Below are 12,674 nucleotides of genomic sequence, written 5' to 3'. Positions count from 1 at the left end.
ACTGGAACTGACTCTTTATTATACAAAACCTGCGTCTCCGAGCAACAAAAATTCTTCTTCGCTCCGCGCGATCAAATGCGCAGGGGGGTAAAAAATCATCCAACATTTTCAACCATTTTTGCGCATTTTCTCTCACTTTTACGCGCATTTTTAGCGATTTTTTACAACTTTTTACCATTTTCTACCATTCCAAAACGCGAACTTGCGCGTTTGGTGCTATCCCACATTGCCCAAACCTCCTAAATTCCGCAAAAATATTTAATAGTTGTTGCAAAAGTTTCTCTTCTTCTGTATAATACTGGGCTTATGAGTAGAACTTACACAATTCATTCTCCGCAAAAGGCAATTCTGTGCCTTAGCGCCCTCCTTTTGCGCCGTTAGGCGCAATAAACCCTTTTTTCCACAAAAAATCTATATTTGTAAACCCTTGCTTTTGATAAATTTGTAGCAATTTAACGGCGTTTGGGGTAAATTTGCCCCGAACAGCGTTAGTTTTGGAGAAAACAAATGGCTGAAGAAAAAATCTTAATTTTCGATACCACCTTACGCGACGGCGAGCAGGCACCCGGTGCCTCTCTTTCAATCGCTGAAAAGCTCGAAATAGCCCAGCAATTAGCGGTTTTGGGCGTCGATGTAATAGAAGCGGGCTTTCCGGTTTCCTCGCCTGCCCAGTTCGAAGCGACAAAACAGATAGCCGAGCAGGTCAAAGGGCCGACAATTTGCGGCCTCGCCCGTTCGACCAAGGAAGACATCGAATCAGCTGGCAAGGCTCTTGCGCCGGCAAAAAAACGGCGGATTCACACTTTTGTCGCAACCTCGCTGATTCATATGAAGCACAAGCTGAATAAGACGCCCGCCGAGGTCTTGAAAATGGCCGTCGCTGCGGTAAAACTGGCAAAAACTTTCACCGGCGACGTCGAATTTTCACCTGAGGATGCCTGCAGGAGCGAAATGTCGTTTCTCGTTGAAATCCTGACCGCGGTCATCGAAGCCGGTGCGACGACATTAAATATACCCGACACCGTCGGCTACGTCCTGCCGTATGAGTATGGCCGAATCATTGCTCAGCTTAAATCAGACGTTCCGGGTATAGACAAATGTATAATAAGCACCCATTGCCACAACGACCTCGGTATGGCGGTGGCGAATTCAGTTACAGGCGTGCGAAACGGCGCCCGTCAAGTCGAGTGCTCGGTCAATGGTCTCGGCGAACGAGCTGGTAACGCTGCGCTCGAAGAGGTCGTGATGGCTGTGCATACGAGGCCCGACTTCTTCGGCAAAGACAGAACCAAGCCGTTAACGACAAATATAAATACAAAGCAGATTTACAAGACAAGCCAGCTTGTGTCTCGTCTTACCGGATTTGTCGTGCAGCCGAATAAAGCGATTGTCGGAGCCAATGCATTCGCACATGAGAGCGGCGTCCACGTGGATGGCGTCCTCAAGGAGCGAAGCACGTACGAGATTATGACGCCGGAAAGTATCGGCTTAGGCAGCTCTCGTATGGTGTTAGGCAGACACACAGGCAGGCACGGGTTTGTCGACCGCTGCAAAAAGCTGGGTTACAAACTCTCTAAAGAGGAGCTTGAACAGGCCTACCAGCGGTTTTTGCAGGTGGCGGACAAGAAAAAAGAAGTGTTCGATGAAGACGTTGTTGTGATTATCGATGATGAGGTGCGTGTAGTCGAGCATACCTTTGAGCTGGAGTATCTGCGGGTGCTGATAGAAACGGGAATGAATCCGACGGCAACGGTTAAAATCCGCAGCAAAGGCAAATTGAAAGAAGCGCAGGCCGAAGGCGACGGCCCCGTCGATGCAGCTTACGAGGCGATTCGCGAGGCAACCGGTTTCTCGCCGACGCTGGAAAATTACTCGATTCGAGCGGTAACCAGCGGTAAAGAAGCTCTCGGTGAAGCAACAGTCAGAATCAGGCAGGATAGCCGAACCTGCATAGGCAGAGGCGTCTCAACTGATATTATTGAGGCAAGTGCAAAGGCCTACGTTGACGCCATCAACAGAATGGTCGCGAGAAAAGACACCGGCGAAGAGCCGGAAGTAAAAGTAGAACTGTAAATTCAGGGTAAAACCTATGGGAATGACAATAACTGAAAAAATTTTAGCGAAAGCAGCGGGCCAAAAGAAAGTCTCGCCTGGCGATATAATAAACGCGAAGATTGACATCATTATGTGCCACGATGTAACAACACCGGCGGCTATTTCAATGCTGATCGAAAAAGGTATAGACAAGGTATTCGACTCCGAAAGAATAGTCGTAACGCCCGACCACTTTCAGCCTGCTAAAGACATCAAGAGTGCCGAACTCCACAAGCGTCTTGACGAATGGGCAAATCGCCATAACATAAAACATTATTATAAGCTCGGCAGGATGGGCGTCTGTCACGCGCTGCTGCCGGAACAGGGACATATCAGGCCTGGTGAGGTAATCGTCGGCGGCGATTCGCATACGTGCACATACGGTGCGTTTGCGTGTTTCAGCACTGGTATCGGCTCGACTGATTTGGCAGCGGCCATTTCGACAGGTCAGCTTTGGTTCAAAGTCCCTGCGTCAATAAAGTTTGTGCTCAAAGGGACGCTGCCCAAAGGCGCTTACAGCAAGGACGTAATTATTGCTGTGATTACACGAATAGGCGTCGATGGTGCGCTCTATAAGGCGATGGAATTCACCGGCCCTGCGATTGCGAAAATGTCAATGGAAGCGAGAATGACCATAACGAATATGGCCATCGAAGCAGGTGCAAAAAACGGCGTCATCGGTTTTGACAATGTCACAAAACAGTATCTCGACGAACATCTGAAAGGGAAAACCGATTACACCGTGTACGAATCCGACGAAGATGCTGAATATGCAAGCGTTGAAGAATTCGACTGCGCCAAATTAGAACCAATGGTAGCGATGCCGCACCTGCCCAGCAATGGTGTGCCTATCGGCAAATGCGCCGGCAAGGTAATGGACCAGGCGTATATCGGAAGCTGCACCAACGGCAGAATCGAAGATTTAAGAATAGCGGCCAAAATTATAAAAGGCAAAAAAGTTGCCATAAGGACCATCGTTGTCCCTGCAACGCCTGAAATCTGGAAACAGGCGATGGATGAAAAGCTGTTCGATATATTCTACGCGGCCGGTTGCGTAATCGCTGCGCCCACTTGTGGTGCGTGTCTCGGCGGCTTTATGGGTGTGTTAGCCGAAGGCGAGAAGTGCGTCAGCACAACCAATAGAAATTTCGTCGGCAGAATGGGGCATCCAAAGAGCGAAGTCTATTTAGCTTCGCCCGCCACCGCTGCAGCAAGTGCGGTTGAAGGGAAACTAACCGACCCAAGAAAGTATATGTGAGGTAAAAATGTCAAAAGCTTATGTTTACAAATGCGACCAGTGCCTTTAGGCACATAAATATTAAAATAGAGAGATTCGATTTTTATCTGAGGTTATAAAGATGGGTGCAGCACACTTATATAATAGAGATCACATTAATACGGATGAGATTATACCGGCCCGGTATTTGAATACCGATGACAGGGTTGAGCTTGCAAAGCATTGTCTCGAAGATTTAGACCCAGGCTTTGTCAAAAAAGTCAAGAAGGGCGATTGTATAGTTGTCGGCGAGGATTTCGGCTGCGGCTCATCGAGAGAGCATGCCGTCTGGTCTATTTGCGGCGCAGGCGTGCAGACCGTAATCGCAAAATCCTTCGCGAGAATCTTCTATCGCAATGCTATCGACAATGGCTTCTATGTGATTGAATTGCCGGACGCGCTTGAGAAAATCAGCGATGGCGATGAATTGAAAATAGATTTCAAAGCCGGCCTGATAAGAAATGAGACAACAGGCGTTGATATTAAGTTTAATCCGCTGCCCGACTTCGCTTTAGAAATAATCAGCGATGGCGGACTGCTGGAACATATAACCAAAACGCATAAGTAAAATAACGACTAAGGAGATTTGAAAGTGGCGAAGAGTTACAAAATTGCGGTGATGCCTGGTGACGGAACTGGGCCGGAAGTGACTGCGGAAGCGGTAAAGGTATTAAAAGCTGCCGCGGATAAATTCAAATTCAAAGTTGATTTGACCAGTTTTGATTTCGGCGGCGAAAGATACAAAAGGACAGGCGAGACCCTGCCCGACAGCGCCATAAAAGAGCTTCGTAAATTCGATGCGATTCTGCTCGGCGCTATCGGCCATCCCGACGTTGCGCCTGGAATTCTGGAAAAGGGAATTTTACTCAAGGCCCGTTTCGAACTTGACCAGTATATCAATCTGCGCCCAGTGAAGCTCTATCCCGGCGTCGAGACGCCGTTAAAAGATAAAGGCCCGGACGACATAAACTTTGTCGTTGTCCGCGAAAACACCGGCGATGCATACACCGGCACGGGCGGCTTCACAATGAAGGGAACGCCGCAGGAAGTGGCGGTGCAGTCGGCGGTCTATTCCCGCTTTCAGGTTGACCGCTGCCTGAAATATGCGTTCGAATACGCCCGCAAGTACGGCAAGAAAGCGACCGGCAGAGGTGAAAACAATACCCTCGCTCTCTGTGGAAAAACAAACGTCTTAACGTATATCTACGACCTGTGGGAAAGGGCCTTCCACGAAATGGGCCAAAAAGAATATCCGGATATCAAAAGAGAATACTATCACGTGGACGCCACCTGTATGTGGTTTGTGAAAAATCCCGAATGGTTCGACGTGATTGTTACAGGCAATATGTTCGGCGATATCATTACCGACTTAGGTGCGATGATTCAGGGCGGGATGGGTATCGCCGCAGGCGGCAATCTTAACCCTGAAGGCGTCAGTATGTTCGAGCCTATCGGCGGCAGTGCGCCAAAATATACCGGCAAAGGCGTAATTAATCCGTTAGCTGCCATCTGTGCGGGACAAATGCTCCTCGCCTCCCTCGGCGAAGAAAAGGCAGCCGAAAGAATAGAAAAGGCTGTAATGTTCACAACCGCCAACAAGCTCAAATCGCTCGCGGCTGGGAAAATGGGATACTCAACCAGCCAGGTCGGAGATATAGTTGCAGAAAAAGTAGCTGAATAGAAAATGCCAGCGAACCTGACGCCAGATTATTACAAGGCTGAGCAATGGTACCGCGAAGCGACTACCAATGAGGAGAAAATCATTGCGCTGGAGCAGATGCTGGCGGTTATGCCCAAGCACAAGGGTACCGACCACCTCAAAGCTGATCTTCGCAGGAAACTCAGCGCCTTAAAAGAAGCCCCCGTCGGCAAAGCAAAAGGCAAACACGTCGATATCTTCCACGTCCAGAGAAACGGCGTGGGCCAAATCGTTCTCATAGGGACGCCTAACTGCGGCAAAAGCTCCATCGTTGCCGCTTTGACTAATGCGAAGGTCCATATAGCCGAGTTTCCGTTTGCGACAGCAATGCCCGTCCCAGGAATGATGATGTTCGAGGACGTCCAGATTCAGCTCGTCGATATGCCGCCTATCACCGCCGACCACATTGCCCCCGGCCAGGTGGGGACATACCGCAACTGTGATTTGATTGCTATCGTCATTGACCTGTCCGCCGACGTGACCGAGCAAATGCGAATCTGCCTGGATTTCCTCGAATCAAAAAACCTGCTTATTGATGAACAGACGCCCGCCGCAGATGGTCTCGGCAACGTCCTCGGCAAAAAGGCCCTCTGCATCTGCACAAAGTGCGATATCGCCAAACCAGGCTCGCTTGAAGCCCTCAAGCAAGCCTGCAAATACCAGTTCGAATTTGTGGAAATTTCTACCGAGACCGCCAAGGGGCTCGACAAGCTCCCCGCTTTATTATTCCATTTATTAGGCATCATCCGCATCTATGCCAAGCCGCCGGGCAAAAAACCTGATATGGCAGATCCATTCACACTGCCGGTTGGCTCGAACGTTTCAGACCTGGCTACTGCCATCCACAGAGAGTTGGCGGATAAATTGAAATTCGCAAAAATCTGGGGCACGGACGTCTATCAAGGCCAAAACGTCCAGAAAAACCACATCCTCAGCGACAAAGACATTATCGAATTGCATTTCGCCTGACTTTTAACTACAATTAGATAGCTGTGTGAATTTCCCAGATAGGAGTAGAGAAAGGAGACAAAAATGAGTGACCAAGCACTTAGTTCCATAATAGCTGCTGCTGCTTTATGCGTTGGTACAGTAGTAGGCGCAGTTATAAAGTACATCTTGAATCTTCGTGAGATACGAAAAAATAAAGAGGCAATACAACAAAAGGATACAACAATTATTGGATTGCAGAAGCAAATTAGAGAGATTCTTGACTTAAAGGTTGAACAGGCGCCCCGTAAAATTTCCTACCAACTTCAGATTTTGGATGATGAGATAAGTAAAATCCAAGAATCAGGACACAAGGCAGAGGTATCAATACTTGGGATTAATGCAACAGGACCACTACATCAGGGTCGAGAACTACTAGTGAATCTTCTCGTAAAAGAAGGGAGATTGCGAGTATTGCTGTTGGATCCAAGAAAACCTGTTTTTGAGGAACGCTGTAACCGTGAGGACGACACCGTGGGAAGAATCGCAGCTGAATTATATGCGTCTCTGTACATCCTGATGGATATCACCTTGAAGGCTGGTATTTTCGGAGGAAACATTGAGATACGTTTGCATGAAAAATATCCTGATAGAAGTTTGCTGATGTTGAACCACAGGGACAAAGATGGGGTAATACTTGCTAATCCTTATCCAAGTAGTAATGGAAGCCGCGGGATGGATGGACAAATGTATCCCCTAATTAAGCAAGGGCGCACTACAGATGGATATAACGTAAACGTTCAATATTATGAGAATCTATGGGATGAGGCTGATCCAATTAAACTGCGAATTCCTCAAAAACGCCACCGTATTACAGACTGGCCTTTCTAATTCCAGCTTGCTAATATTATGCCAACTGTCACAAGCAAGCCACCGATTACTACCCTGAACAATTCGGCGCCGCATAGTGCCTCTTTAAGAAAAACAACCCCTAAAACCACTGCCACCAAGGTGTTCGTGTTGTAAACAATCGCCAGCTTTGAGATAGGGGCTTCCTTGCTGATTGCGAAAAGTACGGCACACATTCCAAGGGCCCAAATACAACCGGGAAGAATAGCAAGTATACAAAGACTTGGTTTACAGTGCTGGAATGTCCCGTTTGCGAGGAAGAAGTAAATAATCAAGGTAGTAAGGGCTCCTATTCCCATCAACAAAGCACTTGTAGAACTCGGGATTCCACAATACTTTGGACTGGTAACTATCTTGTTTAAGACTACATAAGTTCCCCAGCACAAAGATGCCAGCAAACCACATAAAAGCCATAATCGCATAACTCATTCCTTAAAAAATGTAAATAACCACACCTTGGAGTTCAAATCTCCGATTTCAAATGCTTGCCCATAATAACCAAGAGATATTACATTCTGTAAAGAGTTGAGTCAAACTTAAATAACAAATGTAATCCCGGCAAGTATTGCATTTCGTCTGATTTTTAACTACAATATTTCCAGTAGCCGCTAAGATAAAGCATTTTTTTAAAAGGAGACTGGGTTTAATATGGAATGCAAAAAAGAAAAAAATCTCAAAGACTGCAACTGTTCATATCCTGGCTGCAGCAGAAAAGGTATATGCTGCGAATGTTTGAGCTATCATTTATCATCCAGAGAATTGCCCGGCTGCTGTTTCCCTGATAACGTCGAAAAAACTTACGATCGCAGCTTCAGGGCCTTCGCAAAAGCGTGGAAGCTTTGACAAGGTAAAAGACAAAAGGCCGGGTGATGAGGACACTCGGCCTTTTGTATGAGTGCAGAATGGGTATTGGCAATCAGTAATCAAGCAGTTCATCGGGCCAGTCTTTGCTTAAAATTTGCTGCAGGTTTCCATTGGTGTCGAGGATGAGGATTTCCTTTCGACGGGCCGGGGTGTTCGGGTCGGTGGTTAGGAAATGGGATTTTTCCGAGACGAGGCAGGAAATCTGGTCTCTGCCTTTCCATTGTGCGACGAGCTTTGGCGGTGATTCATCTCCGAACGATTCGTTTTCTTCGATGAGGGGTTTTGAAAGATTAAGGTCGCCGCCGATGGCATAGATGCCGAGCGTGTTTTTCTTTCCATGCAGGAGGATTTTTCGGGAATCGTGAGAAAGGGCAAAGAGATTAGAATTGCCCTGCGTGAAATCGACGACAATTTGCGGAAGAATTTCACTAACAGTTCCGGTAAGCGTATCAAAGCAGAAGATGGTCTGTTTTTCCGCATCGAGTTTGCTGGAGGGCAGCGTCATTTTTGAGGAGGAGAAAAAGATGCGGCCGTCACATGCGTATGAGATGTACATCCAGGAACAATACAGGATGCCGGCGAACTCTTTTGCAGGACCGGTGCAGATATGTGGCGCCGGAGTTGTGTTTCCGTCGGGATTAGCTGGCGAGGCAAGAAGTTTTCCGTTGGGGTCGATGATTGTTTGCTCGACAAGTGAGCCGAGGACAGATTTATCTTTGTCGAAGTTTTCAACTTCCGGCTTCATATATGCTATCGCGTGAGAATCTGGTCGGAAGTCATAACCAATGGTTGTCGCCGGCGCAACGAAAATGGGCGGATTTTTTTCAGATATCACCGCGACGTAAAGGTCGAAGCCAGCTTCGAATGTTTTACCCGCAACGTTATCAATGACCCACGCGACAAGTTTGGCATCGGGCGAGAACCGGGGTCTCCAGAGTTGTCGAGAGCTTGTCGCGAGGATTTTTTTGTTGTTCGGGTCAGCCGTAGCAGCAAGAACAAGCTGGTAATAAGGAAGTTCTTTTTCTTTGATTTTTTTGATTATTGCCGGTCCGATTTTCTGTGCGAGCTGCCTATCAGCCTTTTCAATTAAATATCGGTTGACCCATGCAGTATGCTGCTCATTGGAGTAGTTTTCGAGGGCGGGAAGGTTCCCGTCTTTTATTCCCTCGGCAATGATTTTTTGTCCGAGAGTGTCGGCGTGGGCTTTGATTTTTTTAACCTCGACAGGCGGGAGAAGCTCAAATGATTTGTTGAAATCGTTTACTTTGACGATTTGGCCGTATGCGAACAAAGAACTGTCGGGCGATATAGCGGGCCAGTGCGTGGTGGTTTCCCTGGGGGCGATTGAGGTCAGAGCACCTGTATTGCCGTCGACAAGAAACAACGCACCATTTTTGCTATAAATGCCTTTAGAGCCGTCTGTTGACCATTGCAGTGAATCTTCGGGTATGCAGCCGATAAAAAAAGTAATGGCAGCGTATGAAGCGATAAGTAAAAAGTTGATGATGTTTTTCTTAGTCATAGTATTTCTCCTTTAAGATATTGTTTGTAGGCATTAAGCAGACTCATTTTGTCAAACCGGCTTTGTGCATAAGGTCTGGGCTGCATTGCAGCGAGGGCTTTCTGTCGCCAGAAACTTCCTTTGGCCTGTTGGACAGTCGGATGTGCCGGCATAGGCGAGGCATAGCCGGGGAGGTTAAGCGATGCCGTCTGTGTCTGAGGCAGTGCGGACCGTCTGCCGACGGATAGACCAATAGCGAATGCGAAAATGACGACCGCCGCGGCTGCGAGCAGCCGCAGGCCGATGACGAATCTGGTTCGCTCCGGTCGCTGGGCCTGCAGAATGTTGAGGGCAGAGGCAAACCTCTGCGAGGTTTGTTCAGCGATACCGGTGATATCCGTGGGGACTTCGGTCTGGCCGATGTTTTTCAGGATTTCTATCAGTTTTTCTTCGTTCATTTCAGGACTCCGATATATTAAAACGAGCAAATTTTTCTCTCAGCACAGCGATTGCCTTTGAGACGTGGGAGCGAGCGGTATCTTCGGTGCAGTTTAGTTTGTCGGCGACTGAGCGGTAATCTCGCTGGTCGATGTATCGCATCACAACCGCCTGGGCCTGTTTTTCTGGTAGTTCTGCAATTTCCTTTCTAACCAGATTGATTGTTTCTTCATCGGCGGGGCCGGGGGCTGTTGGGTTTTTAAGCACGTATTCTTTTGGGATTTGGCCATCCCTGCCGATTCTGTTTCGCCACGCCTTCGAGTTGGCAGACAGTGCGATTCGATAGATGTATGCGCCGGCTTGTGGGCTTGTGAGCTTTTCGAGATTCAGCCAGATTTGCAGGAGAGCATACTGGAATGCCTCGGTGAAAATCTCGGTGTCGCCGGTGAGTTTCCAGAGGGTGGAGGTAAGATAGCCGGCGTACTCGCTTCTTAATTTTTCAAAGAGCTCCAGTCGCTTTGAATATTTCATTCCAAAGGTCCTTTAGCCAATCGCCGGAAAGTTATATTTCCACATAATAATAACCGCCAAAGGCAAATTGCGTGTAAAGCTTTTCTAAAAAAAACGGCCGCCGGAGACGGCGGCCGTTGTAATTGTTTATTGTTAAAGGTATTGGTTCAGAAGTTAACTGCCGAATGTGAACTTTTTACCAGTCAGTTTATCATAAGCATCGATGTATTTCTGGCTCGTCTTTTTGCAAATATTATCAGGCAGCTCGACGCCCGGCCCGGACTTGTCAAAATTTATACTCTCAAGGTAGTTACGGACAAACTGCTTGTCGAAGCTTTCCTGGTCCCTGCCCGGCTTGTATTTGTCGGCCGGCCAAAAACGCGAAGAGTCCGGCGTCAAAACCTCGTCAATCAGAATAATCTTGCCGCCGACAGTTCCCCACTCAAACTTCGTGTCAGCCAGGATTATGCCCTTCCTCTCGGCGTACTCGCTTGCCCTTTCAAAAATCATTATGCTGTTATCGTGCACGAATTCCGCCTGCTCGGCGCCGAGAATTTCCATGCACTTCTCGAAGCTGATATTCTCATCGTGCGTTCCTCTCTCGGCCTTGGTCGAAGGCGTAAAAACAGGTTCCGGCAGCTTTTCGCACTGGCGCAGGCCGGCCGGCAGAGCTTGTCCGCAAACGGTCTGACTGTCTTTGTATTCTTTCCAGCCCGAGCCTGCCAGATACCCTCGCACAACGCACTCAATCGGTAAAACTTCGACTTTTTTAACCAGCATGCTCCGCCCGGCTAATTGCTTCTCGAAGTTGCAGAAGGGCGCCGGGAAATTGCTCACTTTGTCGCTAATCAAATGGTGCTCAACAACATCGCTGAGAAAATCGAACCAGAATTTTGAAATCTGCGTCAGGATAGTTCCTTTATAAGGTATGCCGTTGGCCATAACCACGTCGAATGCACTTATCCTGTCGGTCGCAACTATCAGCAGCTTATCGCCCAAATCGTATATGTCGCGGACCTTGCCTCTTATCGGTTCCAATCCAGCTATATTTGTTTGCAAAATTGTTTCCATAACTACCCCTCTATAAATGCTTACCAATTACTATTCTTTACTTATCTTGTTCTATTCTCGAATCGACATACTTAAGTATTGTTTCCGTCACCTTGCCAATATCTTCGGTCTTCGGCAGAAAATCAAATATTTTTTCCAGAAACCTGCGATGTTTTATCCGTTTCAGCGTCGCCGGGAAATTCACGTCATAAACCCATCCGAGCTGGCAAAGCATCATATCGTTCAGCGTTTGCAGCTTCTTGTATTCTATCCGCCGGCCGCATAAAATTGCTTCAATCACCTCGGCGGAATACCCCGAGTTATCCGGGAATTCCAGCTCCAGCGTAAACTTCTGCGGGTCATTTCTGTATTGTTCGCTGTATTCCATCACCACATAAAATATATCCAGCTTGTCGGCGTCACGTATCAATCTCGCAAACAGCAAAGTCTCTTCTTCCAGACCCGCCGGCATCTCTATCAGCCCGTGATACTCAATAGCTTTTTCAATCAATTCCTTTTCTCTTTTGTCTGCCTGCTCGAGCACCTTCTCCTGGCGAATGACCTCCACTGCCAAAAGGCAATGGTTCAAACTTTTGAAATCGCTGTATGTCCGGTGCTTGACAAACTGCTTGAACCGTCCGACATCGTGAAGAATCGCTATCGCATCAGCTATCCGCTTTTGATTGCTCGAAAGCCCCAGCTCGTCCGTCAAATACGACATCTCTTCACAGACCCGCCGGCTGTGCTCTTCTTTCAGTTTCAAATTGGCGTTTACAACCTTATCGCTGCCGTAAAAGCCGGCCGCGTAATCATCAAACCATGCCTTGAGTTTTTTCAACTGCTCTTGTTCCATAGTCCTTTACTTTTCTTTTGACCTCAACTTTCTGCTCTGCAAAGTTTAATATCAATCCGACTGGCTTGCCGGTAGCAGCCAGGTAATTTACTAGTTGCACCTCATGTGCCTTAGTAATTTGTTTAATTGATTTCAATTCTAATATGATGGTATCTTCGACTAAGATATCGGCCTTAAATTCTCCGACTACTTCGCCTTCGTAATTTACAGTAATGTCCTTTTGTGATTCGGCTTTAAGCCCTTCTTTTTTGAGCTCTATCAGTAAACACTTTTCGTATACGGATTCCAGAAAACCAAATCCCATTTTATTATATACGCAATATGCACAGCCGATAATTTTTTTTGTTAGCTCTTCATATTCCATTATAAATTTCTTACCTGTTAATCCTATGCGTCGGAATCGAGTCGATAGTTTTAGGCAGCTTCAGGATAAGGCCGTCTTGATGGCCTTGTGGACGAAGGCAAATCTTTGCGACAAAGCTTGCTTTGGGAGCAAAGTTTGCCGAGAACACAAAGCTGACTAAAACTCTGCATCGTATTTGTAAATCCTGTT

General features: G+C 47.4%; 14 protein-coding genes. 7 read left to right on the top strand and 7 right to left on the bottom strand.

What is annotated here, in order from left to right; genetic code table 11:
• Positions 1-507 precede the first annotated feature (507 nt).
• The 6 genes from PHG53_07975 (at position 508) to PHG53_07950 (ending at position 6,887) form a co-directional block, all read left to right on the top strand.
• Positions 508-2,073 (top strand): 2-isopropylmalate synthase, encoded by a 1,566-nt coding sequence (locus tag PHG53_07975; protein ID MDD5381556.1) that lies wholly within the window; start codon positions 508-510, stop codon positions 2,071-2,073.
• A 16-nt stretch (positions 2,074-2,089) separates the two neighbouring features.
• Positions 2,090-3,352, top strand: coding sequence for a 3-isopropylmalate dehydratase large subunit (locus PHG53_07970; protein MDD5381555.1), 1,263 nt, complete (start codon positions 2,090-2,092; stop codon positions 3,350-3,352).
• Positions 3,353-3,452: 100 nt separating this feature from the next.
• Positions 3,453-3,938, top strand: coding sequence for a 3-isopropylmalate dehydratase small subunit (locus tag PHG53_07965; protein ID MDD5381554.1), 486 nt, complete (start codon positions 3,453-3,455; stop codon positions 3,936-3,938).
• Between the two features lie 18 nt (positions 3,939-3,956).
• On the top strand, positions 3,957-5,051 hold the full coding sequence (locus PHG53_07960; protein MDD5381553.1) for a 3-isopropylmalate dehydrogenase: 1,095 nt from the start codon (positions 3,957-3,959) through the stop codon (positions 5,049-5,051).
• Between the two features lie 3 nt (positions 5,052-5,054).
• Positions 5,055-6,038, top strand: coding sequence for a TGS domain-containing protein (locus tag PHG53_07955; GenBank protein ID MDD5381552.1), 984 nt, complete (start codon positions 5,055-5,057; stop codon positions 6,036-6,038).
• 63 nt (positions 6,039-6,101) lie between these two features.
• A complete protein-coding gene (locus PHG53_07950) occupies positions 6,102-6,887 on the top strand; it encodes a hypothetical protein (protein ID MDD5381551.1) in 786 nt (261 codons plus the stop codon).
• On the opposite strand, the gene PHG53_07945 is transcribed toward PHG53_07950, so the two are convergent.
• The gene (locus tag PHG53_07945; GenBank protein MDD5381550.1) at positions 6,884-7,327 is read right to left on the bottom strand and encodes an EamA family transporter; all 444 of its coding nucleotides are present in this window, start codon (positions 7,325-7,327) and stop codon (positions 6,884-6,886) included. The genes PHG53_07950 and PHG53_07945 overlap by 4 nt on opposite strands.
• Positions 7,328-7,553: 226 nt before the next feature.
• Here PHG53_07945 and PHG53_07940 point away from each other — a divergent pair, with 226 nt between their 5' ends.
• Positions 7,554-7,748, top strand: coding sequence for a DUF6485 family protein (locus tag PHG53_07940; protein ID MDD5381549.1), 195 nt, complete (start codon positions 7,554-7,556; stop codon positions 7,746-7,748).
• Between the two features lie 73 nt (positions 7,749-7,821).
• Here the strand turns inward: PHG53_07940 and PHG53_07935 are convergent, their stop codons facing one another.
• From PHG53_07935 to PHG53_07910, 6 genes are all read right to left on the bottom strand, one after another.
• Positions 7,822-9,291, bottom strand: coding sequence for a hypothetical protein (locus tag PHG53_07935; GenBank protein MDD5381548.1), 1,470 nt, complete (start codon positions 9,289-9,291; stop codon positions 7,822-7,824).
• Positions 9,288-9,728, bottom strand: a complete 441-nt coding sequence (locus PHG53_07930) for a hypothetical protein (GenBank protein MDD5381547.1) — start codon at positions 9,726-9,728, stop codon at positions 9,288-9,290. Before PHG53_07930 ends, PHG53_07935 begins: the two co-directional genes overlap by 4 nt.
• A gap of 1 nt (position 9,729) precedes the next feature.
• The gene (locus PHG53_07925; GenBank protein ID MDD5381546.1) at positions 9,730-10,239 is read right to left on the bottom strand and encodes a sigma-70 family RNA polymerase sigma factor; all 510 of its coding nucleotides are present in this window, start codon (positions 10,237-10,239) and stop codon (positions 9,730-9,732) included.
• Positions 10,240-10,392: 153 nt separating this feature from the next.
• Positions 10,393-11,289 (bottom strand): phosphoribosylaminoimidazolesuccinocarboxamide synthase, encoded by an 897-nt coding sequence (locus PHG53_07920; protein ID MDD5381545.1) that lies wholly within the window; start codon positions 11,287-11,289, stop codon positions 10,393-10,395.
• A gap of 37 nt (positions 11,290-11,326) precedes the next feature.
• Entirely contained in the window at positions 11,327-12,121 is a 795-nt protein-coding gene (locus PHG53_07915; protein MDD5381544.1) for an HD domain-containing protein, read from the bottom strand.
• Positions 12,081-12,485, bottom strand: coding sequence for a GxxExxY protein (locus PHG53_07910; GenBank protein ID MDD5381543.1), 405 nt, complete (start codon positions 12,483-12,485; stop codon positions 12,081-12,083). The genes PHG53_07915 and PHG53_07910 overlap by 41 nt, the downstream gene beginning before the upstream one ends.
• Positions 12,486-12,674 lie beyond the last annotated feature (189 nt).

Source organism: Phycisphaerae bacterium, assembly GCA_028714855.1.
Classification (GTDB): domain Bacteria; phylum Planctomycetota; class Phycisphaerae; order Sedimentisphaerales; family Anaerobacaceae; genus CAIYOL01.
This window is presented reverse-complemented; position numbering and strand designations above follow the sequence as displayed.